Here is a 24726-nt window from a genome sequence, read left to right as displayed (position 1 = left end):
AGTGGGATCACGCATGGGTTATTCGTAAGCACGGAAGTCTGCGGGGAAGCGCCCGGGGACTACGGGGAAACGGCGGTAACGGAAACGGCCGGGGGCTTCGTGCTGTGGCGGATCACTGTGGCGGGTCGCCCTGGCGTTCGGTTTCGTATTCGAACTGCAGGATGTCATGGAAATGCTGAATCGGGACCGTCCACCGGACAAGGGATCGTCCGCCGGCTAAGGATCTACCCAACGGCCATCCGATTTGATCAGGTCGACCAGTTCGTGGACACCTTGTTCCTGCGGAACGCTCATCTTGACGCATTCCCGCCCTCGGTAAAGCGAGATGATCCCGTTGGCCCGTCCGACATAGCCGTAGTCGGCATCGGCCATCTCTCCGGGACCATTGACGATGCATCCCATGACCGCGATATCGAGGCCCGCGAGGTGGTCGGTGGCCGCCTTTACTTCCGCCAGCACGTTTTCCAGGTTGAACTTGGTCCGCCCGCAGGAAGGACATGCGATGAACTCGACCTTGGTGCGGCGCAGGCCCAGCGACTGGAGGATATCGTAACAGACCGGGATTTCGTTGGCCGGATCCTCGGCGAGTGATACGCGGATGGTGTCACCGAGCCCTTCGGCCAGCAGCGTGCCGATGCCCGATGTGGACTTGATCCTGGCATACTCGCCGTCGCCGGCCTCGGTGACGCCGAGATGCAGGGGATAGTCCATGCCTTCTTCGTCCATACGGCTCGCCATGAGCCGGTTGGCCTGGATCATGACGGGCACGCGGGACGCCTTGAGCGAAACGATCAGGTTTCGGTAGTCCCGGGCCTCGCAGACCCGGATGAATTCCAGCGCGGACTCCACCATGCCGAGTGGCGTGTCTCCATAGGTCACCGTCATGCGGTCCGACAGGGAGCCGTGGTTCACGCCGATGCGCATGGCGATGTCCCGCTCCCGGCAGACCTCGATAACCGGTGCCAGGTCTTCCTCCACTTTCCGTCTTGCCGCTTCGAATTCTTCCTGGGTGTACTCGATGGTATCGACCAGCCGCTGGAACACGAAAAGGCCCGGGTTGATACGAACCTTGTCGACGGACCGGGCGACTTCCTCGGCTATCCGGGTGCCTTGGTGATGCACATCGGCAACCAGGGGCACGTTCACGCCCCGCAGGTCGAGGGTATGCTTGATTTCGCGCAGGCTGTGGGCATCCGCCAGCGTAGGCGTGGTCACCCGCACGATTTCACAACCGAGTTCGTGCAAACGGACGATCGCATCCACACACGCCGCCACGTCCCGCGTGTTCTCCGTGATCATCGATTGCACGGCAATCGGATGCGCGCCGCCGACCGTGACATTTCCTACGCGTACTTCACGCGTCTGTCGCCGCGGGTAAGTCATCTCCATGCGGTGAACTCCTTCGCGGTGAACTCCTTCCGGCTCTTCGTAACGTACGTGACGACCGGCGATTGTCAATACCTTAATGCCGGGTTACCAGCCCACGGGAATCGTCGAAGACCGCACGGTTCCGGATCGACACACCATAAGCGGGGAGGATGGTTGATGAGAAACTCCGGTCCCGGCGGAATCCCGGTCCCGGCGATTGCTCCAACAACGATCCATCCCCGCTTTGGAAACAAGGTGTCGCGGGCCTACGGGCCGCGCCCCGGCTTTCGCCGATGCATGACTACTCCTTCCTTCTGCGTCTACGACGCCTGGTGCCTTCACACACGCACTTGGTAAAGTGTTCGTAATCACGATACCTGCTCTGCATTTTTCGTCTGAGGCGATACATGCAGTCGTAGATCATCTGTCCCATGCGTTGTACGGACACCCCCATCAGTTCGGCAATGTCCTCCCTGTTCAGTTCGCCTTTCAGTTCCCTGACGTACATTTTAAGGACGGTCCGGCATCGCGGCCCCGTGTAGTATTTCAGGGCGGTATGCAACAGGTAAATCTGTTCTTCTTCTTCCAGCTTCTTGAATAACCGGTCAGCACCGTTGTTCGGATTGGAGTCTACGATCTGCAGCCCCGACTCGGTGTTCGAAGCAAACCAGTCAATATCGACAAACTTGATACCTCTCCCCCTTGCGACCCCCATCCGCGAAGGCATGGCGTCAAGGCACTTGATCTTGGCGATGCGGATAACGTAGGTGCTCAATGCACTGCGGAATTCAAACTTTGGAAGACTCTGCAAGACCGCGATGAATATGTCATTGAGGATGTCTTCCTTTTCACCCGCCGGTATCCAGTACGCTTTTTTGTAAACCCAGAAGTGAACGGGCATGTCCGACATGAAAAACGATTTGTAGAGTAGACTCTGCGCATCCGATCGACCTTCGAGGCATGCGTGTATCAGATGGAAGTCCCCTGGCCTGTGTGGTTGCTTGTTCATGGTCTCAAAGAAACTACCTTTCCATTGATTGAAAGCGCTTGAGATCGAAGGGCCGATCAAGCGCGACGGGTGCATCCGGCACCGATTGAATACCCGGTTCGAAGTGTCCGGTTACGGGTATTCCACTACCCAGTTCCCACGGCCGTAGTATCTTTCGTGATTCCGACGGTGCAGGGACACGGGTGCCGGCAACTGACGCTGATTACAGTGGCACAGAAACAGTTCGCTGCTTTCTCCACGGGCGACGCGGACATCACAGCTGTCTTGCTGTACTGATCGAGGCGGTAGATGGTACACGCCTGTATGCATCGAAGTGCAGACCGGATACCCAGGTGCTGATTCCCTTGGTATCGCAAACCGGTGACAGCCCCGTGGCGCCTTGTCGCGGCGGACCGGTTTCATGTGCTGTTACGATGCATCCTAAGACCGGTTTAGTGCATGGTGAGTGAAATGCCGTACCGGCCGTTCCATATATCAGTATATAAAGATAATAATGCAAAGGACAGCTATTTAAAATTAGATAAATTAAATGTTTCACGTGTTCATTTGGGCTGCAAAAACTGTACTACATGGGGTTTATATGATTAGTCGAGGACAGTGGACGTAATCACGAATAGAAAATGGAAACTTGACAATTCAGTGGTTTATACGTTAACGTGCGATAATTCAATAGTGTCGTAGTGTGTCCGTTCGCCTGGATCCAGGATTCGGTTTTGCTTCAAGTCCCAACGTCTTACGCCAGTGGTTATGAGAAAGCGCGGTCCCTGAACCCGGAATTCGCCGACAACTACATCCGGCACACCATGGTCGGCGACGAGGATCTGGATCCCGTGATGGATGAGCTTTCCGGTATGCCGCCGGGCGAGATGCACCAGTTCATCCATGCGGGGCTGCACCAGGAAGAAGAATGGTTAAGTAAAGCGCCTGAAGTCCTGCAGCGCTATTTCCGGGAGGTCGATTCGAAGATCCCCGAATGGGTCGATTTCGAAGAATTCCGCCCCGCCGTGGTCGGATTCCACAAGAACATGCCGGAAATACTGGTGGCCTTCGTGACCGCGGCCTTGCTCGAAGGATTCACGACGCTCATCAGCAAGTCCTTCTACCTGACCGGGCGGGTACACTCAGAAAACGCTACCCGCCGTTTCAAGCAGAATAACCGACATCTGCTGGAGATCTTCCTGCCCGGCGGCCTTCGCAGGGAAGGGGACGGCTACCGGCTTTCCGCCCGTATCCGTTTCGTGCATGCCATGGTGCGCCGCCTGATGAAAGACTCCGACATATGGGAAACCGGGGCCTGGGGCACGCCCCTGAGCGCCGCCCATATAGGCCTGGCGGTCAGTATTTTCTCGGCGCAGATCCTGAAGCATTCCATCTCGCTGGGCGCCATCTACTCCCAGGAAGAAAGGGAGAGTTTCGTAAAGGTCTTTCGGTATACCGGCTACATCATGGGCGTTCCGGAAAGCATCCTCATGAAGGATGAGAACGAAGCCCGGACGATCATCGATATCGGCTTCATGTGCGAACCGCCTCCCGACGAGCACTCCATCGCGAACGCGAACGCACTGATCCATGCCGGGCCGGCGCTGCTGAATATCACGGATCCCGAGGAAGTGGCCGCCGCCCTCAAGACATTGTATAATATCTCCCGTGCCCTGCTGGGACACGAACTGGCCGATGCGCTGCGTTACCCGAAAAGCAGTACCTTTGGCGTCCTGGCCGCCCATCGCTTGAAAAACCGCATCAGCCGTGTGAAGAACCTGTTGTTGAAAACGAGAGGCCGGCAGACGAAACTGGACAATTTCTCGCAGATGCTTCAGCTTTCGGCTTATGACGATATCGGCATGAGCTACCGGCTTCCCGATAATGTAAAAGCGTCTGAATCCAGCAAATGGTAGCGCGATCAATTGCACCTGGATAACTACATCGACGCAATCCTGCGCCATCGGTGGCTCGTTATCTCGCTCGCCTCGCTGTTCATGCTCGCCATGGCGGCCGGCGGCAGGAATATCACCGTCTCCAACGAGCATCGCGTCATGTTCGGCGAGAACAATCCCCAACTCGCCGCTTTCGATGCGCTGGAAGACATCTACTCCGTTTCGAACACCGCCCTGATCGCCATCGCACCCCGGGACGGTTCCGTCTTCACCCGCGAAGTGCTCGGCGTCGTCGAAGACCTCACCGAAACCGCCTGGTTCGCTCCGTACTCGACGCGGGTGAATTCCCTTACGAACTACTTTCACAGTGAAGCGATGGAAGACGACCTCATCGTGGGGCCGCTCGTCGAAGACGCCTCGTCGCTGGGCGAGGCCGACCTGGATCGCGTCCGGACGATCGCGCTGGGTTCCCGGGAAGTGGTCGGACGGCTCGTTTCTCCTGACGGCCGCGTGGCCGGCCTGGCGGTCAATTTCGTACTGGGCGACAACCCGGATCTCGCGGTGATCGAACTGACCGACTACCTGGACGGCATGCTGGACGATGCGAGGGCGGCGAACGGGGAAGTGGACTTCTACCTGACGGGCGACGTGGTCATGAACCGGGCCTTCGCCGATGCCACCCGAGACGACCTGGAAACCCTGCTGCCCATCGTCTTCGTCCTCATCGTGATCACCTCGACCCTGCTCATGAAGTCCTTTCTGGGAACCGGCATCATCATCGTCATGATCGGTTTCGTGATCTCGACGACCATGGGGCTTGCCGGCTGGTTTCACACGGTATTCAGCCCGGTGAATTCAGGAGTGCCCATTATCGTCATGGCGATTTCCGTCGCCCAGGCGGTCCACATCATCACCCACACGCTCTCGGGAATAAGACGGGGGGAGGACCGGAACGCGGCGGTCGCGCAATCCATAAAGACGAACGCCTACCCGGTATTCCTGGCCTCGATCACCACCGCGATCGGATTTCTCAGCCTGAACTTCTCGGATTCGCCGCCGTTTCACATTCTCGGCAACTTCGTGGCTTTCGGGGTGATCATCACTTTCTTCTACGCCATGACACTCCTGCCCGCGCTGCTTTCGGTCCTTCCATTGCGGGCCCGTGCCGGTGGTTTCCGGCAACCGGTCTTCTTCGATCGGCTGGGTGATTTCGTCGTCGCGCGCCGCAAGCCGCTGCTCTGGTTAATCGGAATCATGACGGTCGTCCTGATCACCGGCGTGCCCAGGAACGTATTGACCGACAGCTGGCCGGATTACTTCGATGAACGATACGAGTTCCGGCGGGATACGGATTTCGTCATGGACAACCTGACCGGACTGCTGTCCATGGAGTATACGCTGGCCGCGGAGGAGGAGGGCGGGATCACCGATCCGGAATACCTGCGGCAGGTGGAGGCTTTCGCGGAATGGAACCGGAGCCAGCCCGAAGTGGGGCACGTACAGGCTTTCACGGATATCATGAAGCGGCTGAACAAGAATATGAACGGCGACGATCCGGCCTTCTTCCGGATCCCCGATGCCCAGGATCTCGCATCGCAGTACCTGCTCCTCTATGAATTGTCACTGCCCTTCGGCAGCGATCTGAACGACCGGATCGATGTGTCCAAGTCCGCGACGCGCATGACGGTCGTGATCCGCGGCCGGTCGAGCCAGGATCTGCAGGACCTGGCCGGCCGGGGCGAGACCTGGCTGCGCGAGAACGCGCCCGCGCTCGCGACAGAAGCCACCGGGTTGAGCGTGGTCTTCGCCCACATCTCGCAACGCAATATCGAGTCGATGCTGCGCGGGACGGTGACCGCCATGGCGCTCATCTCGATCATCCTGGTCCTGGTCTTCAGGAGTTTTCGCTTCGGCCTCATCAGCCTGCTGCCGAATTTCGTACCCGCGGCCATGAGCTTCGGGCTCTGGGGACACCTGGTCGGCGAAGTGGGCATCGCCTCGTCGGTGGTCATCGTCGTCGCCTTCGGCATCGTCGTGGACGATACGATCCACTTTCTCAGCAGGTATCTCCGGGCGCGCAAAGAAGAGGGCCTTTCGGCGGAAGAAGCGGTGCGCGTTACCTTCCGGTCGGTGGGAAAGGCGTTGTGGACCACGACGCTGGTCCTTTCCGCGGGGTTCCTGGCCTTCGCGGGTTCCGGTTTCCAGGTGTCGTGGGCCCTCGGGCTGCTGGTCACTATCACCATAGGCTTCGCGATCATTGCCGATTTCCTGCTGCTTCCTCCCCTGCTTATGGCGCTTGACAGGAGAAAATCATGAAAACAGACCAACCAATGCGACCGGCGCGCGGACTGCGAGCCGCCGGGTTCTGCCTCCTGGCGTTGTTCGTCCTGCCGGGCATGCCGTCCCAGGAGGCATGGGCTGGCGGACCGGGCAGTCCGGCCGACCCGGCCGATCAAGGCGGTTCAGGCGGTCCAGGCGGACCGTCGGAAGAAAAGGGGCTCCAGATCGCCCGGGACGCCCGGAGCCAGGACGAGGGTTTCGGCAATTTCTCGGCCGGCATGACCATGGTCCTGCGCAACAAGAAGGGGCAGGAAAGCGTCCGTGAAGTGCGCGTGAAGGTGCTCGAGGCAGAAGACGACGGCAACAAGAGTCTCTTCGTGTTCGACCAGCCGCGCGACGCCCGGGGCACCGCGCTGCTCATACACGGCCACAAGGACCGGCCGGACGACCAATGGCTCTACCTGCCGGCCCTGAAGCGCGTCAAGCGCATCAGTTCGTCCAACCGTTCGGGTTCCTTCATGGGAAGCGAGTTCACCTACGAGGACATGACGGTCCAGGAAGTGGAGAAATACACCTACCGGTACCTGCGCGACGAACCCTGCGGGGACGGCCTGGACTGCGTGGTCACCGAGCGCGTCCCGGTGGAGAAGGGTTCGGTCTACCGCCGCCAGCTCGTATGGCGCGACAAGGCGTCGCTGCGCGTCTGGAAAGTCGAGTACTACGACCGCAAGGACGCCCATCTCAAGACGCTTACCCTGGGTGAGTACCGGCAGTATCTGGACCGTTACTGGCGGGCCGGCAGTATGGCCATGGTGAACCATCTGACGGGCAAGAGCACCGACCTGGTATGGACGGATTACCAGTTCGGGACCGACATCGACGACCGCGACTTCACCCGCACCGGGCTGAGGCGGGTGCGGTGATGCCCTCGCGGGCCCTCTCGCGTGCCCTGGTTCGCCTCCTGTGGTTCGGCGTCTGTCTGCTCGGTGTAGCGGTGCATCCGGCTGCCTCGCGCGGCCAGGCCGGAAGCTACTATATCGACCTGTCGGGCCGGCTGGCCGCAGAAAGCCGGTGGTTTCCCCAGACTGCCCTTTTCCAGGGCCAGGGTTCCCACGCGAGCGGATTCGTAGCGGAACCCAACCTCTACCTCGAAGACGAAGCGGGCCGCATCCTCAATGTGACGCCCTGGTTCCGCTATGACAGCGCGGACGACCGACGTACCCATTTCGACCTGCGGGAAGCGTACCTCCTGCTTTCAGGCGCCGCCGGCAACGGGGAATGGGAACTGCGCCTGGGCGTGGACCGAGTTTTCTGGGGCGTGGTCGAGTCCCGCCACCTGGTGGACATCGTCAACCAGATCGACCTGGTCGAACATCCCGACGAAAAGACCCGGATGGGGCAGCCCATGGCCTACGTGACCTGGTCGTCGGACTGGGGTGTGGTGGAACTGCTGGGCATGTCCTGGCACCGGAAACGCACGTTCCCCGGCAGCGACGGGCGGCTGCGCGCTTCGGTGGTCGTCGACAATGACCTGGTGGAATACGAAAGTTCGTCCGGGAAGTGGCATCCGGATTTCGCCGCCCGCTACAGCCATACCGTGGGCCTGCTGGACTTCGGGGCCAGCGTATTCGACGGCACGGCCAGGGAGCCTTCCTTCGGACTGTGTTTTGACTGCGGCGAACCGGGCGTTCCGTCCAACCTGCCCGGCTCGTCCGTTCTGCCCGTACCCGTACTTTATCCCATATACAATCAAATCCGCCAGTTCGGCCTGGATGCCCAGTGGACCACCGGGTCTCTTCTGCTCAAGCTGGAAGCGATCAGGCGGTCCGGAGCGCGCAACCTGGCGGGCGTGGAAGAGACCTTCAACGCCTTCGTGCTGGGCGGTGAGTACACGTTTTTTTCCTTGTGGAATACGGACGCCGACCTTACTCTTTTCGCCGAATGGGACCGTGACGGACGCGGCCGACGCGCGACCAATTTCTATGAAAACGACCTCTTCGCCGCCCTTCGGCTCATGCTTAACGATGTCCAGGGTACGGAGGCGACGGTGAGTGTGCTGCACGATCTCGACAAGCGTCAGCGCATCTACGGTATTGAACTGGCGCGCCGGCTGTCGGATGCTGTTTCCCTGGACCTGGGGGCGGTCGCGATCACCAACATCGACCGCGACGATCTGTACTACGATCTCCGGCAGGACGGTTTCGTTCAGCTGGGTATTAACTACCGTTTCTGACGCCGACGACGATTACCGGAATCATGTCCAAACTGGTCCAAGGCATCTGGCCGGCACTCTGCACGCCCTTCGATGAAGAACTCGAGCTGTCGTCCGGCCGGGTGGCGCCCCTGGTGCGTCACCTGGTGGACGCCGGCAGTAACGGATTCTTCATCACCGGAGGCACGGGTGAGGGCCGGCAGATGTCCGTCGCGGAGCGGCGGCGGATGTGCGAGACCGTAACCCGTGACGTCGCGGGCCAGGTCCCGGTGGTCTTTCACGTGGGCGGCACGACCACGGAGGACGCCGTCGTCCTCGCGTCGGAGGCCGGCGCGCTGGGTGCGGACGCCGTGGCTTCCGTCGCCCCCGCGGACCGACCCAACGACCTGGCGGCCGCCGTACGACACTATGCCGCCATCGGAGGCGCTTCGAAGGTCCCGTTCTACGTCTACTGGCTCGCGCGCGACGTGGACGGGCAGGTCTCGCCCGGGCAGTTCCTGGAGGCCATGGATTCGGTACCCAATTTCGCGGGCATCAAGTTCACGGACCCGAACTTCTTCGTGTTTCAGCAGCTCGTAGACCTGTCCGGGGGCAGGCTGAACGCCATCACGGGGCCGGACGAGATGTGCGTTGCGGGGTTCGTGATGGGCAGCGACGGAGCCATCGGTTCCACGTACAACATCATGCCCCGGATGTTCCTGGGCATGTACGACGCCTTCCGAAACGGACGGATACAGGAAGCCATGTCACTGCAGGTACAGGCCAACCGGGTCATCGCGCTTTTGATTTCGGTGGGCGTCCTGGCCGGGATCAAGAAGATGCTCGAATGGCGCGGAGTACCCGTGGGGCCGCCGCGCCCGCCCACCGCCCGGCTGTCCGCGGAAGGGGAAGACCGGTTGCGGACCGGCCTGGAGGCCCTGGATTTCGAAGTAGTATAGTCAGGCGGGCGTGACCGTCTCGATCCGATCGTTCCGGTCCCGCCGGGAGAACCGTATCCCATGTCCATGTCCGAGAAGATGAAACACCTGGACGCGCTGCGAAAACAGGCGGCCGAAGGAGGCGGGCAGCGCCGTATCGACCGCCAGCACGAAGCCGGGAAGTGGACCGCCAGGGAGCGGGTGGCCTTTCTCCTGGACGAGGGCAGTTTCGAGGAGATCGGCGCCTTCGTGACCCACGACTGTCGGGATTTCGGCATGGAAGGCACGGAAGTGCTCGGCGACGGAGTGATCACGGGCTACGGCACCATCGACGGCCGCAGCGTCTACGTCGTGTCCGAAGACTTCACCGTATTCGGCGGTTCGCTGGGCCAGGCCTACGGCGAGAAGATCTGCAAGGTCATGGACCTTGCCATGAAGAACGGCGCGCCGGTCATCAGCCTGAAGGACTCCGGCGGCGCGCGCATCCAGGAAGGGGTGGTCAGCCTCGCGGGCTACGCCGACATCTTCCTGCGCAATGTCCAGGCTTCCGGCGTGATCCCGCAGATTTCGGTGATCATGGGGCCCTGTGCGGGCGGTGCGGTCTACTCTCCGGCCATGACCGACTTCGTCTTCATGGTCGAGGATACCAGCTACATGTTCATCACCGGACCGGACGTGATCCGCGCGGTGACCCACGAAGAGGTGACTTTCGACGAACTGGGCGGCGCGCACGTCCATAACTCCGTGACCGGCGTGGCCCATTTTTCCGCGCCGGACGAACCCTCGTGCCTTTCCATGGTGAAGGAGCTCCTGGCGTTCCTGCCCTCGAACAACATGGAAGATCCACTGCGGGTCGCGTCCACGGACGACCCCGACCGGATGGACGAGGAACTTGCCCGCATCGTGCCGGACGACGCCAACAAACCCTACGACATCAAGGACGTGATCCACCGGGTGGTGGACCATGGCGACTTCTTCGAAGTGCATGGCGAGTTCGCCGACAATATCGTCGTGGGGTTCGCCCGTTTCAACGGCCGGACCGCCGGCATCGTCGCCAACCAGCCCGCTTCGCTCGCCGGCGTGCTGGACATCGACGCGTCCGTGAAGGGCGCGCGGTTCGTGCGCTTCTGCGACGCCTTCAACATCCCCCTGGTGGTCTTCGAGGACGTGCCCGGGTTCTTGCCCGGCGTAAGCCAGGAGCACGGCGGCATCATCAAGGAAGGCGCCAAGCTGCTCTACGCGTTCTGTGAAAGCACGGTGCCCCGGCTGACCGTGGTCACGCGCAAGGCCTACGGCGGCGCCTACTGCGTGATGAACAGCAAGCAGATACGGGCCGACATCAATTACGCCTGGCCGTCCGGGCAGTTCGCGGTCATGGGTCCGGAAGCCTCGGTGAATGTGCTTTATCGCAGGGAACTGGCCGAAGCGGATGATCCCGACGCCCTGCGCGAGGAACTGACCGCCGAGTTCCGGGAGAAGTTCGACAATCCCTATGTCGCGGCGAAGATCGGGTATATCGATGAAGTAATCCAGCCCCAGGAGACCCGTCCACGTATCATTTCCGCGCTGGAGATGCTGAAGAACAAGCGAGACGCGAATCCTCCCAAGAAACACGGGAACATCCCGCTGTAAGAGGGTACATGATCCGAAAAATACTGATCGCCAACCGCGGAGAGATCGCCGTCCGGGTGATCCGCACGTGCCGGGAAATGGGCATCGAATCGACGGCCGTCTTCTCCGAGGCGGACCGCACCGCCCTGCACGTCCAGTTCGCCGACGAGGCCTTCTGCATCGGCGACGCGCCTTCCTCGGACAGTTACCTCCGCGTGGACCGGATCATCGAGACTGCAAAGAAGGCCGGGGCCGACGCGGTCCATCCGGGATACGGGTTCCTTTCCGAAAACGGGGAGTTCGCCGATCGCTGCGCGGAGGCCGGCATCACGTTCATCGGCCCTTCCGGCGAGGCCATGCGGACCATGGGGAGCAAGACGGCGGCGCGAAAGACCATGGGCCGGGCCGGGGTGCCCGTCGTACCGGGGACCGAAGAAGGGATCGGCAGTGACGAGGAAGCCCTCGGCGCGGCGGAATCCATCGGCTACCCGGTCCTCGTGAAGGCGGCCATGGGCGGCGGCGGCAAGGGCATGCGCGTCGTGGAATCCCCGGACGACCTGGCCGGCGCGCTCCGGACCGCGCGGTCCGAGGCCCAGTCCGCCTTCGGCGACGCCACGGTCTACCTGGAGAAATACCTGGTGGAACCCCGCCACGTGGAATTCCAGGTCCTCGCCGACCGGCACGGGCACGCGGTGCATCTTGGCGAGCGGGAGTGTTCGATCCAGCGCCGCCACCAGAAGCTCATCGAAGAATCGCCCTCCTGCATTCTCGACGATACGCTGCGGAACGCCATGGGAGAAGCGGCCGTACGGGCCGCCGAAGCCGTCCAGTACACCAACGCCGGTACCGTGGAGTTTATCGTCGACCAGGACCGGCAGTTCTATTTCCTCGAGATGAACACCCGCCTTCAGGTCGAGCACCCGGTCACCGAACTGAGAACGGGGCAGGACCTGGTCCGGCGACAGATCGAAATCGCCGCCGGCATGCCCCTGCCCTTCAGGCAGGAAGACGTGCGCCTGCACGGCGCGGCCCTGGAGTGCCGCATCTCCGCCGAAGATCCCAATGCGCAGTTCATGCCCTCGGTCGGCGTGGTTACGCGCCTGAGCGAGCCGGGCGGCCCCGGTGTCCGGCTGGACAGCGGTTTCTGCGTGGGTTACGAGGTGCCGATCTATTACGATCCCATGATCGCCAAGCTCATCGTATGGGCCGAGAAGCGGGAAGAAGCGATCGCCCGCATGAAAAGAGCGCTCGGAGAATACGATATCGGCGGGATCAAGACCACGATTCCGTTCCACCTCCGGACCCTTTCCGACCCCCGGTTCATTTCCGGCGACTATTCCACCGCTTTCGTCGAGACCATGGGGCCTGACGAAGACGCCGGGACCGATGAGCGTCATATCGCCGCCGCCTTCGCCGCCATCATGAAGCACCGGGAAGCGAGACGGGCAGTGCCGGCCGGGGTCGGCGGGGATGGATCCGACGGGTCCGGAGAGAGTCCGTGGAAGCTGACCGGGAGGCGCGACGCCATGCGCAGGGGCAGATGACGGCCTTCCCGCCGCGGGCTGACCGGTGCAGGTTGCCGTGCGGATTGCCCGCCGCATAAGACGGCGAAAGGGTGCACGTTGAGCTATCTAGTCACCATTCAGGGTACGACATACACCGTCAGCCTGGATGACCGGGAAGGCCGGGTCGCGCTGCAAATCGACGGTCGCCCGGTGGAAATCGACATGGCCTCGATTCAGGGGGATCAGTTCTATTCCCTGCTCATCGAAGGGAGGTCCTATACGGCGGTCGCGGCGACCTGGGGCGAGCAACGGGAGGTCAGGGTCAACGGCGTATCGTCCTTGGTCACCGTGGAAGACGAACAACTGGCCCGGTTGCGCGGCCAGGTCAAGACCCGGCGACGCGCCGGGGGCGAACAGATCAAGGCGCCCATGCCCGGCCGCGTCGTGTCGATTTCCGTTGCGGTGGGCGATACGGTGGAGACCGGCCACGGTGTGGTCGTCATCGAAGCCATGAAGATGGAGAACGAACTACGGGCTCATGCGGGCGGCACGGTCAAGGATATCCGGATCGGCGAAGGGGACACGGTAGACAAGAACGACGTGCTGGTGGTCATCGGGAACTGAAAGGACGCCGGGCGGAAGAACGAGGCGCGCGGCATCGCGTAGCGCGCGGTCCGGATCGGATCAAGCGGGTACGTAAAGGACGGTTACATGCGACTGGGCGTCGTGGGTTTCGCGCCGGGGGATCCCCGGGCCGTCACGGCTGAGGTATTGAAGAAGGGCCTGGACCAGGGCGTCACCTCGGTCTGCTACCACGGTCCCGGTGAGGTACTGGACGAGCTGACGCCGGCGGACTGCAACCGGGTCAACGCGCTCTATGATGAGCTGGGTCTGGAGCTGGCCCAGTTCGGCATCGGCTACCGCGAGTGCCTGTTCGACCCGGACGGATCGGTGCGTGACCGGGTTTTACAGACCATTTACCGCGGCATCGAAGCAGGCCGGGCACTCAGGGCTCACAACGTATTAATCCGGACCGGCAGCCTGAACCCGGCGGGGTCCTATGACCCTACGCCCGAGAACCACGAACCGGGTCGGCTCGACGTGCTGATCGACACCCTGTCGCGGGTCGCGGGCAAGGCGGAGGAGGAGGGGATGACCATCGTGATCGAGACCCACGTGCTTACGATCATGGGGTCGCCCGAGATCAACCGGCAGGTGATCGAAGCCGTCGGGTCCGATCGACTGCGCGTGGTCATGGATTTCGTGAACCACTTCCAGTCCCTGGACCAGGCTTACCACAGCACGGAACGTTTAAACCACATCTTCGACGTCATGGGACCGATCTCGACAGTCTGCCACATCAAGGACCTCAGCGTGGAACCCGGCTTCGTCCTCCACATGAACGAGGAAGTGCCCGGCGCCGGGGTGCTCGACCTGGTCACGGCCGTTCGGCGTTGGGAGGAGGTTCAGCCGGAAGGCTACATGCTGGTGGAGCATTTGCCCGAGGACAAAATCCCGACGGCCGTCGCGAACGTCCGGCGCATCGCGGCGGAAGCCGGGGTGGAAATCTTCTGACGATACCGCAAAGGACAAGAGTCTACGTCCCGATTGACGCCTTCACCGCTTGCACCAGCCCGTCCCCCAGCGGCACATCCTTCATCTCGCCCGACCGCCGTATCTTGAGTTCCACAACGCCTTTTTCTACCCCGCGCCTGCCCACGGTCAGCCTCACCGGAATGCCCATGAGGTCTGCGTCGTTGAACTTCACTCCGGCTCGATCGTCACGGTCGTCGAAGAGCACTTCGAGTCCCGCCGAGACCAGGGTTTCGTAAACCGATTCCGCCGCGTCAGATAGGCGGGAATCGCCGCCGGACAGGTCGATGACGACCACCTGGAATGGTGCCGTGGCTGCGGGCCAGCAGATGCCGTTGTCGTCGTGGTGGCGCTCCACGATCGACGCCATGAGGCGGTCGATACCGATCCCGTAGCAACCCATGACGACGGGCCGGGAGACATTCGCCCGGTCCAGGTAGCCAGCGTTCATGGCCTTGCTGTACTTATCCCCGAGCTTGAAGATGTTTCCGACTTCGATACCCTGGTCGGCCCGGAGGCCGGCGCCGCAGGCGGGGCAGGCGTCTCCGTCGCCGGCCGCGGAGATGTCCGCGACGATATCGGCTTCGTAGTCCCGTCCGTAATTCACATTGCGCACGTGATAGTCTATCCGGTTGGCGCCCGCGATCAGGTTGAAGCAGGCCGGGATCAGATCGTCGACGACGAGGAGCGATCGGGACCGGTCTATGCCGAGCGGCGACCCGAAGCCGGGCTCCGCGCCGACGGCGCGTATCTCCTCCGGCGTGGCCGGCCGCAGCTGGAGCGCTCCGACTGCATTGGCCAGCTTGGTATCGCTGAGTTCCATGTCGCCCCGGAGCACGGCAAACACGAACCGGTCCGCCGCCCCGCCTTCGCCGCCGTCCCGATCGTCCGGGACAGTGGCGACCATGAACACAGCCTTGGCGGTCTTCGTCGCAGGGATGTCCAGGTACCTGGCAAGATCGTCGATCGTAGCGGTGCCCGGCGTGTGGATGTCCTCGAGGGGCAGCCGTTCCTCGGCGGTCGGGCGGTCTTTCCCGAATAGTGCAACCTGTCTGTTTGCACGGTATCCGCAGGCATCGCAGGACAGGATCGTGTCTTCGCCGGACGGCGCCGGTTCGATGAACTCGTGGGCGTCCGACCCGCCCATCATCCCCGGGTCGCTGCGCACCGCCACCGCGTCGAGTCCGCAGCGCCGGAATATGTTGGTATAAGCCTCGAAGACCTTCTCGTACCAGTCGTCCAGACTTCCGGCATCCACGTGAAAAGAGTATCCGTCCTTCATCGTGAACTCGCGCATGCGGATCAGCCCGGCTCGCGGCCGCGGCTCATCTCTGAACTTGGTCTGGATCTGGTACATCAGGCAGGGCATTTGACGATAGCTTCTGATCACGTCGCGTATCAGGGACGTCACCACTTCTTCGTGGGTCATTGCCAGGCACAGATCGCGGCCGTTCCGGTCCTTAAGCCGGGCCATGTCGCTCCCGATCTGCTGCCACCGGCCGCTCTCCCGCCAGAGGTCCGCCGGCTGCACCACGGGCAGCGCCACCTCCTGGCCGCCGATGGCGTCCATCTCTTCGCGGACGATCTCTTCGATGCGTCGTTTGACCCGCAGGCCGAGGGGCAGGTAGGCGAAGATGCCGGAAGCCACCTGCCGGACGAGACCCGCGCGAAGGAGAAGCTGGTGGCTGGGCGTTTCCGCTTCGCCCTGTGCCTCGCGCAGCGTTTGATAGAAGAACTTTGAGAGACGCATGAACAGCACCGTAACCGGTTCCCGGGCCAGCCGGGCGGTGATGATTCGGACATGCCTTCGGACGATGCATAAACGGTTGCTTACGAACCGCCTGCGGGTATATTCAAGAAAGGATTTAAGCGCGGTGATTACAAGCGGTAAACATGGAACCTGGCGATAAGGACAAACCCGTGCTGACCGGTCAGGCGGCGGACCGCATACCCGTGTCAACGGACCGCATACCCGTCGCGAATGGTTACTGGAAAAGCGCCATTACGGCGAAGACGATGGGTGCCCGGACACCGCTCTACGACGTGCAGTGGAACGGCGACGGCACCGGCCTGGTATGGCTGGAACAGCGATCGGATACCGGTGTGCTCGTTTGCCGCAACGGCACCGACGCGCCATACGACCTGACGGACGGCCATCCGGTCCGGGGCGGCGTGGGCTACGGGGGCGGCGATTTCACCGTGGCCGATGACTGGGTCGTGTTCGCCGAAAAGGACGGCAGGCTGTACCGCCAGTCCCTCGCTCCGGGAACGGCCCGGCCGATCACGCCCGCCTTTGGCGCGGCCGCTTCGCCCACCGTGTCACCGGATGGAAAGTGGGTGCTGTACGTCCACACCTGCGAATCGGTAGACGTCATCGCTTTGGTCGACGGCGAGGGCAGCGGATGGCCGGTGAACCTGGTGCGCGGCGCTGATTTCTACATGCAGCCGGCCTGGCATCCCGACGGCGAGCGGATCGCCTGGATCGAGTGGGACCAGCCGCAGATGCCCTGGGACGGCACGCGGTTGAAGACCGCCCGGATCGATTCCGGCCGCCGTGCGCTGGAAGACGAGCAGTTGATCGCGGGAGATACGGATACGCCGGTATTCCAGCCCGCCTTTTCCCCCGACGGCAGGTGGCTTTCCTACATCGTCACGGAAGGAGAGTGGGAAAACCTGGTCGCGCTGAACCTGGATACGGGCGAGCAGCGCGTCGTGGCCGGGGGCGCCACCCTGGCCGACCCAGCCTGGGTACAGGGCGTACGGGTCTACGGCTGGGGGCCGGACGGCGATACCCTCTACTTCCGCACAAACGAAAAGGGCTTCGCGTCGCTTTGGAAGGTCTCCGTGTCGACCGGCCGGAAGACGAAGGTCGAAACACCCCGGTACACCTGGATGATGCAGATTGCCATCTCCCCGGCGCGGGATGCCGTGGCCTGTATCGCCTCTTCGTCCACCGTTCCGGAGCGCGTGGTTACCCTGGAGGAAAGCGAATCAACGGTGCATCGCCATACGGTGCATCGCCGCAGCCAGTCGGAGATGATCCCCGCAGCCGACCTCTCCGTTCCCGAATCGATTACCTGGAAGAACCCGGGCGGGGGCGAGGTGCACGGACTCTACTATCCACCGGCCAGCAGCCGGTTCTCCGGGTCCGGAAAGCCGCCGGCCATTGTCAGCATCCACGGGGGACCGACCGGCCAGCATCGGACGGACTATTCCGCCGAGATCCCTTTCTTCACCAACCGGGGCTATGCCTGCCTGTATGTCAACTACCGCGGAAGTACGGGTTACGGGCGCAGTTACATGACCGCCCTGCGCGAGCACTGGGGCGAGTACGACACAGAAGACGCCGTCAGCGGCGCCCTTGCCCTCGTGGATCGTGAACTCGCCGATCCGGACCGCATCGTCATCAAGGGCGGCAGCGCGGGAGGTTTTACCGTACTGAACGCCCTGGTCCATCACCCCGGAGTCTTCCGGGCCGGCCTGTGTCTCTACGGCGTGACCAATCTCTTCGGCCTGGCCACGGATACCCACAAGTTCGAGGCGAAATACCTGGACCTGATGGTGGGGACGCTGCCCGAGCACAGCGACCGGTACCAGGCCTGGTCGCCCCTCTTCCACGCGGACAGAATCCGCGATCCGGTCGCCATATTCCAGGGCAGCGAGGACAAGGTGGTCCCCCCGGACCAGGCCGAATCGATCGTCGAGGTCCTCAAGCGGAACAAGGTGCCCCACATCTACCGGTTGTACGAAGGCGAGGGGCACGGCTGGCGCAAAGTCGAAACCATCGTTTCCTTCTACGACGACGTGGAACGGTTCCTGAAGCGGTACGTACTCTGATGCGGTGGATACAGAAGCAGATTACCTTGACCCCCAGGCCCCGGGGCTTCCACCTGGTGACGGATGAGATCACCGGCCAGGTCCCCGCGCTGGCGGATATCGATGTCGGCATCGCCCACGTCTTCATCTGCCACACCTCCGCTTCCCTCACCATCAACGAGAACGCGGCGCCCGACGTCCGGGGCGACTTCGAGCGCCACATGAACGTCCTGGTCCCCGAGCACCAGCCGTACTACCGTCATGACGAGGAGGGACCGGACGACATGCCGGCGCACATCAAGGCCTCGATGATGGGCAGCAGCGTGTCCATTCCCGTCACCGCCGGCCGGCTGAACCTGGGGGTCTGGCAGGGCATCTATCTCTGCGAACACCGGGACCGCGGCGGCGCGCGGCGTCTGGTGGTCACCATATACGGCAGTCCAGCCTGAAAGGATCTTCGTGGGAACCCTGGCGGATAAACTGACCGGCCTGTTTGCCGACGCCTTCGAATCGGCCGGCTATGATCGAAGCTATGGCGAAGTGCGGGTATCGGACCGGCCGGACCTGTGCCAGTTCCAGTGCAACGGGGCGCTTGCGGCGGCCAAACAGTACCGGGCCAACCCACGTCAGATTGCACAGAACGTGGTCGATTCCATCTCGGCGCCGGCCGTGTTCGAAGATCTTTCGCTCGCCGGACCGGGCTTCATCAACATCGTGCTGCAGGATGACTACATCGCCGCCCACGTCCAGGAAGTGTACGAGGACGACAGGCTGGGCTGCGAAATCACCGGGACGCCCGGCCGGATCCTCGTAGACTACGGGGGCCCAAACGTGGCCAAACCGCTCCACGTCGGCCATCTCCGGGCCGCCATCATCGGCGAGAGCATCGTGCGGATCTGCCGCTTCCTGGGCCACGATGTGATCGGCGACGTGCACCTGGGCGACTGGGGTCTGCAGATGGGTCTCATCATCGAGGGCCTCCGGGACCGCCAGCCCGGCCTGCCCTATTTCGACGCCGGTTTCTCGGGGCCGTATCCCGATGAGCCCCCCGTGACCATAAGTGACCTGGAGGAGTTGTATCCCCAGGCCAGCGAAAGAGAAAAAAGCGACCAGGAATTCGCCGAGGCCGCGCGTCAGGCCACGGTGGACCTGCAGGCCGGACGGCCGGGTTACCGCGCGCTGTGGCAACATTTCCGTGACGTGTCCGTCGACGACCTCCGGCAGAGCTACGAACTGTTGAACATCCATTTCGACTTGTGGCTTGGAGAGAGCGATACCCAGGACCGGCTTCTTGGTCTGATTGAACGATTGAAGGCGGAGGGATACGCCACGGAAAGCCGGGGCGCACTGGTCGTAGAGGTCGACGACTCGGAGGACAAGGAATCGATCCCGCCGCTGATGCTGGAGAAGACCGACGGCGCTGTGCTGTACGGCACGACCGATCTGGCGACCATAAACCAGCGCGTGGAGCAATTCCAGCCCGACTGCATCCTATACGTGGTCGACAATCGGCAGCGGCAGCATTTCATACAGGTATTCAAGGCTTCCTACAAGACGGGCGTAGCGCCGGAGACGACGCGGTTGGAACACAACGGCTTCGGGACCATGAACGGTAAGGACGGGAAGCCCTTCAAGACCCGCGAAGGCGGGATCATGAAACTGAAGGACCTGATCGGGCTGGTGACCGATCACGCCATGGCGCGCATTGAAACCATCGAATCGGTCCGCGAATACGACGAGGACGAGAAGGAGCACATCGCCCGCATCGTGGGCGTAGCCGCCCTGAAGTATGCCGACCTGATGAACCACCGGACGAAGGACTATGTCTTCGACCTGGACCGTTTTTCATCCTTCGAGGGCCGAACGGGTCCCTACATCCTCTACGCAGCCGTCCGGATCAAGTCGGTGCTAAGGCGGGCCGGCGAACGCGGCCTCCAGCCGGGTGGGATCATGGCGCCCCGAAGCGAGTCGGAACGCGACCTGGACCTCAAGTTGTCCGAATTGCCCGAGGTGGTCGACCTGGCCTTCGAAACCCGGGCGCCGAACCACCTGTGCGAGTATGCCTTCCAGCTGGCCACGGCCTATAACCGGTTCTACCATACCCACCACATCCTGAACGAGGAAGATGCGGACCGCCGGGCCTCCTGGCTCGCCCTGTCGGGGGTCACGCTGCGCGTGCTGGAGCGGGTGCTGGACCTGCTCGGCATTGAGGTGCCGAGGCGCATGTAGCAACAGGTAGAAAACCATACCCAGGGATCGTCAGTCTGTGAATATCGTATACCTCCATTCCCACGATACGGGCCGGTACATACAACCCTACGGCCACGCCATACCCACACCCGCCCTGCAACGACTGGCGGAGGACGGGGTCCTTTTCAGGTCGGCCTACTGCGCGAACCCGACCTGTTCCCCGAGCCGGGCGGCCCTGCTCACCGGACAGTGGGCCCACAGCTGCGGCATGTTCGGCCTGGTCAACCGGGGATGGTCGATCCACCATCCCGAGCGGCTCATCATGCACACGCTGCGCAAGGCGGGATTCGACACGGTGATGGCCGGATTCCAGCACGTGGTGAAGGATCTGGATGACGCCGGGTGGTCACGCATCCTGCCGCGGGAGACCGGTGACGAGAAAGCCCCTGCTGAAGAACTCGCCGCCGCCTTCCTGTCCGAACCCCACGACCGCCCGTTCTTCCTGGACGTGGGGTTCGGGGAAACCCATCGCAGAGGCGCGGGCTTCGCACCGCAACCCGATGGGGAACCGCCGGCCGATCCCCGTTTCGTGCGCCCGCCGGCACCGTTCCCCGATACGCCGGAGCTTCGCCGGGACATGGGCCTGTTTATCGATGCCGCACGCACGCTCGATCGAAAGATGGGGCGGGTGTTGGAGGCCATCGACAGGGGCAGGTTGAGGGACGACACCCTGGTCGTCTGCACCACCGATCACGGCATCGCCTTCCCCATGATGAAATGCCACCTCACCGACCACGGCATGGGCGTCATGCTCATCCTTCGCGGTCCCGCGGGATACAGCGGCGGCAAAGTCATATATGGCATGGTTAGCCAGATTGACCTGTTCCCTACTATCTGCGCGTTGGTCGGGATCGAGCGGTCGGCCTGGCCGGACTGGCTGCAGGGCGTGTCAATGGACCCGCTCGTCCGAGGTGAAGCCACGGAGATCCGGGAAGAAGTCTTCGCCGAGGTGAACTACCACGCGGCCTACGAGCCCCAGAGGGCCGTGCGGACGCAACGCTGGAAGTACATCCGGCGATACGGAGACCGCGAACTTCCCGTCATGACGAACTGCGACGCATCGATCACGAAAACGACCCTGATCGAGCAGGGTTGGCGCGATCGGGTTGTGCCCCGTGAGAGACTCTACGACACCGTGTTTGATCCAAACGAGACCAACAACCTGGCCGACCGGCCCGAATCCGCGGACGTGTTGCGCGACATGCGCGCCCGGTTGGACCGCTGGATGGTTTCCACGGGCGATCCCCTGGTCGATCACGAGGTCGTTCCCCCGGATCCCGGGGGCGTATTGAACAGCCCCGCCGATCTGTCGGCGGCCGATGACCCCCAGTATCCCGTCTGAGCCATGCAACCTGTCTATCTGAACCACCTGCTCATCTTCCTGGACGCTGAGACTTATCGTTCCATCGGCGCGTCCGGGTTTCTGAACGAGCACTTCGCCTGTTCCGAAGAGCGGACGACCCATGACCAGGCCACGGACATGTCGTGGACCGGCCGCTACTACTATGGCCGCGAGACCTATTTCGAGTTCATGGATCCGGGCCGTACCTCCTGGGCGCCCCGCGACGCCATCGCTTTCGGCATAGAGCAGGAGGGCGGATCAGAGGATCTCGCCGGCCGCCTGGAAAGGGCGTTGAAACGGGATATCACGCGGTTCAAGCGGAAGAGAAGGTACCGGGACCAGGACATCCCCTGGTTCTGGACGGTCGATATACCCCGAAAGGACGACGCCCGGTTGATTTCCTGGGTGATGGAATACGATCCCGGGTTCCTGGAACGCTGGGCGCCGGACCTTCCTCCGGAAAAGCCTGGCGCGGAGACGGCCGGTATTGCCAGAAGCGGGTTCCTGACCCGTTACCGTTCCGCCATCGGCGACGACCTGCCTGGCCGGCTGTTCCGGGACATCACGTCGGTGACCGTGACGCTTCCGCCCGACGAGGCGGACCTGCTCGAGGCTGAACTGGGGGTGTACGGATACGTGGCAACGAAGATGGCCAGCCCGGTGGAACGGAGTGCGGACGATGGCGTGGGAACGAAGCCGGGGTCGGCGGTCTGCATCGCGGCGGGCAAGACGGACGATGACGCGGGTGCGAAGCCTTCCGGGATAGAGAAACGCGCATCCTTCCGCGGGCCAGACCTCGACATCGTGGTGGAATGGTCAACCCGGGGCGGCGGTTTTGCCGGGCCAGGCGCCGACCCTCTCGCGGTCGGCGCGGTTCCCGCCGGGGCTCCCGCCGACCGCACCGGGTCCGCGGCATCCGGGCTCTTCGGCGACGGTTACGGCATCACCGAATTCTCCATGGAGACGCAGCCGGTCTCGGTCACCACGACCCACACCTTTGGCCCCGCGTGCCGCCTTACCGTGGACAGGACGGGGAAAGCTGCCTGGTCGTTCAGGCCGGACGCGGGTTGATATCAGCAGCCGGCCGCGGGACAGGTCCTGCACAGGTGCCGGTTCAGGAGATGGGTCGTCGCGAGCAATATGCCCCCGGTTACATGGAGGACTACCTCGAAGTTCCCTTCGGCCGCCGTGAAACCCGTAACGATTATCCCCACGGCCAGTACGAGGGTAAGAAACGCCCTCCAGCTCCTGTGAAACCTTACGCCTGCGACCACGCTCCCGGCTGCGAGCAGTACCGCGCCGATTATGGCGTACTCGGCGGGTTCACCGGCCAGGAATCCGAGACCCACTAGCGGCAGGAACGTCACCACCAACGGCAAGGCCAGGCAGTGGATCGCACATGCAGACGAGACGAACACGCCGATGTTGTCTACGGTTCCTCTACTTATCTGATAGTTCATTTCTTATCTGAATCTCCTATGGGATAAATCCGGGGCCAGCTCAACCGGCGCCCCGGACCTTGCCGAGTCCGACCCAGGCGCCCGTACCTACCAGCCCGACCAGTATGATCAGTACCGATAGCGGTACCGTCGCGCGCTGGCCCACGTCGCCTAAGGACTCGTCTACGAAATTGAAACCCGGCAACGTGGGTAGCACATCCGCCGACATCTTCTCCCCGGCCAGGATCGCGGGCACGAAGAACGACTGCCATTGACCGGCGAAATCTCGCACCTGCGACTGAAACCGGGAAAACCGCGCATCACCCGTACCCGCCGCGTCGATCAGCAGCTCCTGGACCAGGAGCGCGGGGGAGAAGAACCTGTAGCGGCGGATCAGTTCATTCTGCTCGTCACGTCCTATCCTATGTCGCTCAGACACCTCTTCCAGGCGCTGGTTCACCGCGTCTGTCGCGGCCCAGGCGAGCGCCGCCCGGTTGGGTTCATCGGTCGCGTCTCCACCGGTCAGTTCGGGATGGTCTTCGAGGTAACGGGCAAGCAGTTCGCTGCGTCGGTTCACCGCGTCGTTTGAGGCTTCGCGCTGGGCAGTAATCATCTCCACCCGCGACGGGAGCGGATGGAGCAGGCCCGCGGCGATGTTGATGGCGGCCGGCAGCACCACCACCAGTACAAGCCAGGCCCCCACCAGCACTGTGGCGTTCCAGGAGGATGACCGGCCGAGGCTGTTTACCCAGGCGGTGAGTGCGAACCAGAACAGTGCGTACACCGTCAGCGCCGCGCACCACAGAAGCACCCTGCCGAGCGGCCCCGTAGACCCGAAACCTCCCGAGATCAGTATTCCGATCAACGACACCCCGATGGCCGCGGCCAGGACCAGCATGGCGCGGAAGGCGAGTTTCGCAGTTACGAACCGGCGCGCCGATACGGGCTGGGAAAGTGTAAGGGCCAGGGTGCCCTGTTCGCGTTCCCCCGATAGCACGTTGAAACCCATAGCCAGCACGAGCAAGGGCAGCAGGTAGATCGCGACGAAGGCCAGGTCGAATCTTCCCACCATGAGGTTGAGCGGGTTCTCCACCTCGCCGTTCTGCAGGAACGTGGTTTCGTTGGTATAGATGCTGACATCGTAGTAGTACGGCAGCAGGTCGCTTTGTCCCACCGCCAGTGCGGTCAGGGGACCGGGATCCAGCGCGACGGCCCGGGCGCCCCTGCGGCCACCCATCACGTTGGCGTTGCGAGGGTCGCGGAAGGGGGAGGACGGCTGGGCTCCGTTCTGGATGGCGGCCAGTTCGCGTTCCAACCCCTCAGTCCGTTGGACATTCCCCTCCCGTACGACCTGGACCGTGTGTTCCTGGAATCGGACCCAGGCCATGCCGTTGGCCAGCGCGTAGGCAAAGAGGACGATGAAAAGGGGCAGGACGATCCGCAAGGTGCGGTCGGCCGCTAGAAGCCGCCACTCGTTGAGCAGGATGGTCTTTATGTTCCTGGTCTGCAT

Annotated in this window: 19 protein-coding genes; 14 read left to right on the top strand and 5 right to left on the bottom strand. The window is 62.6% G+C overall.

Annotated features, from left to right (window positions below):
• Positions 1-216 precede the first annotated feature (216 nt).
• Together ispG and F4Z81_15740 are read right to left on the bottom strand one after the other, a co-directional pair.
• Entirely contained in the window at positions 217-1389 is a 1173-nt protein-coding gene (ispG, locus tag F4Z81_15745) for a (E)-4-hydroxy-3-methylbut-2-enyl-diphosphate synthase (protein ID MXW06503.1), read from the bottom strand.
• 280 nt (positions 1390-1669) lie between these two features.
• On the bottom strand, positions 1670-2452 hold the full coding sequence (locus tag F4Z81_15740) for a sigma-70 family RNA polymerase sigma factor (protein MXW06502.1): 783 nt from the start codon (positions 2450-2452) through the stop codon (positions 1670-1672).
• A gap of 638 nt (positions 2453-3090) precedes the next feature.
• Between F4Z81_15740 and F4Z81_15735 the strand changes: the two genes are divergently transcribed.
• From F4Z81_15735 to F4Z81_15695, 9 genes are all read left to right on the top strand, one after another.
• Entirely contained in the window at positions 3091-4272 is a 1182-nt protein-coding gene (locus F4Z81_15735; protein ID MXW06501.1) for a DUF2236 domain-containing protein, read from the top strand.
• A 9-nt stretch (positions 4273-4281) separates the two neighbouring features.
• On the top strand, positions 4282-6567 hold the full coding sequence (locus tag F4Z81_15730) for an MMPL family transporter (protein MXW06500.1): 2286 nt from the start codon (positions 4282-4284) through the stop codon (positions 6565-6567).
• A gap of 80 nt (positions 6568-6647) precedes the next feature.
• Positions 6648-7454: an outer membrane lipoprotein-sorting protein gene (locus F4Z81_15725; GenBank protein ID MXW06499.1), complete on the top strand. Its 807-nt coding sequence runs from the start codon at positions 6648-6650 to the stop codon at positions 7452-7454.
• A complete protein-coding gene (locus F4Z81_15720) occupies positions 7454-8764 on the top strand; it encodes a hypothetical protein (GenBank protein ID MXW06498.1) in 1311 nt (436 codons plus the stop codon). The genes F4Z81_15725 and F4Z81_15720 overlap by 1 nt, the downstream gene beginning before the upstream one ends.
• A gap of 23 nt (positions 8765-8787) precedes the next feature.
• Positions 8788-9681: a hypothetical protein gene (locus F4Z81_15715; GenBank protein ID MXW06497.1), complete on the top strand. Its 894-nt coding sequence runs from the start codon at positions 8788-8790 to the stop codon at positions 9679-9681.
• Between the two features lie 66 nt (positions 9682-9747).
• Positions 9748-11292: an acyl-CoA carboxylase subunit beta gene (locus F4Z81_15710; protein ID MXW06496.1), complete on the top strand. Its 1545-nt coding sequence runs from the start codon at positions 9748-9750 to the stop codon at positions 11290-11292.
• Positions 11293-11300: 8 nt separating this feature from the next.
• Positions 11301-12815: an acetyl-CoA carboxylase biotin carboxylase subunit gene (gene accC, locus F4Z81_15705; GenBank protein MXW06495.1), complete on the top strand. Its 1515-nt coding sequence runs from the start codon at positions 11301-11303 to the stop codon at positions 12813-12815.
• Between the two features lie 78 nt (positions 12816-12893).
• Positions 12894-13400, top strand: coding sequence for a hypothetical protein (locus tag F4Z81_15700; GenBank protein MXW06494.1), 507 nt, complete (start codon positions 12894-12896; stop codon positions 13398-13400).
• An 87-nt stretch (positions 13401-13487) separates the two neighbouring features.
• Positions 13488-14351, top strand: coding sequence for a TIM barrel protein (locus F4Z81_15695; protein MXW06493.1), 864 nt, complete (start codon positions 13488-13490; stop codon positions 14349-14351).
• Positions 14352-14373: 22 nt separating this feature from the next.
• On the opposite strand, the gene F4Z81_15690 is transcribed toward F4Z81_15695, so the two are convergent.
• Positions 14374-16119, bottom strand: a complete 1746-nt coding sequence (locus tag F4Z81_15690) for a proline--tRNA ligase (GenBank protein MXW06492.1) — start codon at positions 16117-16119, stop codon at positions 14374-14376.
• Positions 16120-16262: 143 nt separating this feature from the next.
• Between F4Z81_15690 and F4Z81_15685 the strand changes: the two genes are divergently transcribed.
• The 5 genes from F4Z81_15685 to F4Z81_15665 are packed head-to-tail and all read left to right on the top strand — an operon-like array spanning position 16263 to position 22848.
• Positions 16263-18206, top strand: coding sequence for a S9 family peptidase (locus tag F4Z81_15685; protein MXW06491.1), 1944 nt, complete (start codon positions 16263-16265; stop codon positions 18204-18206).
• A complete protein-coding gene (locus tag F4Z81_15680; protein MXW06490.1) occupies positions 18206-18634 on the top strand; it encodes a YjbQ family protein in 429 nt (142 codons plus the stop codon). The genes F4Z81_15685 and F4Z81_15680 overlap by 1 nt, the downstream gene beginning before the upstream one ends.
• 10 nt (positions 18635-18644) lie before the next feature.
• Positions 18645-20414, top strand: coding sequence for an arginine--tRNA ligase (argS, locus tag F4Z81_15675; protein MXW06489.1), 1770 nt, complete (start codon positions 18645-18647; stop codon positions 20412-20414).
• Positions 20415-20451: 37 nt separating this feature from the next.
• Positions 20452-21777, top strand: a complete 1326-nt coding sequence (locus F4Z81_15670; GenBank protein MXW06488.1) for a sulfatase — start codon at positions 20452-20454, stop codon at positions 21775-21777.
• Positions 21778-21780: 3 nt separating this feature from the next.
• A complete protein-coding gene (locus F4Z81_15665; protein ID MXW06487.1) occupies positions 21781-22848 on the top strand; it encodes a hypothetical protein in 1068 nt (355 codons plus the stop codon).
• A gap of 2 nt (positions 22849-22850) precedes the next feature.
• On the opposite strand, the gene F4Z81_15660 is transcribed toward F4Z81_15665, so the two are convergent.
• Both F4Z81_15660 and F4Z81_15655 read right to left on the bottom strand, forming a co-directional pair.
• Complete coding sequence (locus F4Z81_15660; GenBank protein MXW06486.1) at positions 22851-23237, bottom strand: MerC domain-containing protein; 387 nt, start codon at positions 23235-23237, stop codon at positions 22851-22853.
• Positions 23238-23277: 40 nt separating this feature from the next.
• A complete protein-coding gene (locus F4Z81_15655; protein ID MXW06485.1) occupies positions 23278-24726 on the bottom strand; it encodes a DUF3526 domain-containing protein in 1449 nt (482 codons plus the stop codon).

The organism is Gemmatimonadota bacterium, assembly GCA_009835325.1.
Taxonomy (GTDB): Bacteria; JAAXHH01; JAAXHH01; order JAAXHH01; family JAAXHH01; genus JAAXHH01.
Note: the sequence above shows the minus strand (reverse complement) of the source record. Positions and strands in the feature narration are given on the sequence as shown.

Coding starts and splice junctions, on each gene's coding strand:
- ispG (MXW06503.1), bottom strand. CDS start 1,389: ATGGAGATGACTTACCCGCGGCGACAGACGCGTGAAGTACGCGTAGGA.
- F4Z81_15740 (MXW06502.1), bottom strand. CDS start 2,452: ATGCACCCGTCGCGCTTGATCGGCCCTTCGATCTCAAGCGCTTTCAAT.
- F4Z81_15725 (MXW06499.1), top strand. CDS start 6,648: ATGCCGTCCCAGGAGGCATGGGCTGGCGGACCGGGCAGTCCGGCCGAC.
- F4Z81_15720 (MXW06498.1), top strand. CDS start 7,454: ATGCCCTCGCGGGCCCTCTCGCGTGCCCTGGTTCGCCTCCTGTGGTTC.
- F4Z81_15715 (MXW06497.1), top strand. CDS start 8,788: ATGTCCAAACTGGTCCAAGGCATCTGGCCGGCACTCTGCACGCCCTTC.
- F4Z81_15710 (MXW06496.1), top strand. CDS start 9,748: ATGTCCGAGAAGATGAAACACCTGGACGCGCTGCGAAAACAGGCGGCC.
- accC (MXW06495.1), top strand. CDS start 11,301: ATGATCCGAAAAATACTGATCGCCAACCGCGGAGAGATCGCCGTCCGG.
- F4Z81_15695 (MXW06493.1), top strand. CDS start 13,488: ATGCGACTGGGCGTCGTGGGTTTCGCGCCGGGGGATCCCCGGGCCGTC.
- F4Z81_15690 (MXW06492.1), bottom strand. CDS start 16,119: ATGCGTCTCTCAAAGTTCTTCTATCAAACGCTGCGCGAGGCACAGGGC.
- F4Z81_15685 (MXW06491.1), top strand. CDS start 16,263: ATGGAACCTGGCGATAAGGACAAACCCGTGCTGACCGGTCAGGCGGCG.
- F4Z81_15680 (MXW06490.1), top strand. CDS start 18,206: ATGCGGTGGATACAGAAGCAGATTACCTTGACCCCCAGGCCCCGGGGC.
- F4Z81_15665 (MXW06487.1), top strand. CDS start 21,781: ATGCAACCTGTCTATCTGAACCACCTGCTCATCTTCCTGGACGCTGAG.
- F4Z81_15660 (MXW06486.1), bottom strand. CDS start 23,237: ATGAACTATCAGATAAGTAGAGGAACCGTAGACAACATCGGCGTGTTC.
- F4Z81_15655 (MXW06485.1), bottom strand. CDS start 24,726: ATGCAGACCAGGAACATAAAGACCATCCTGCTCAACGAGTGGCGGCTT.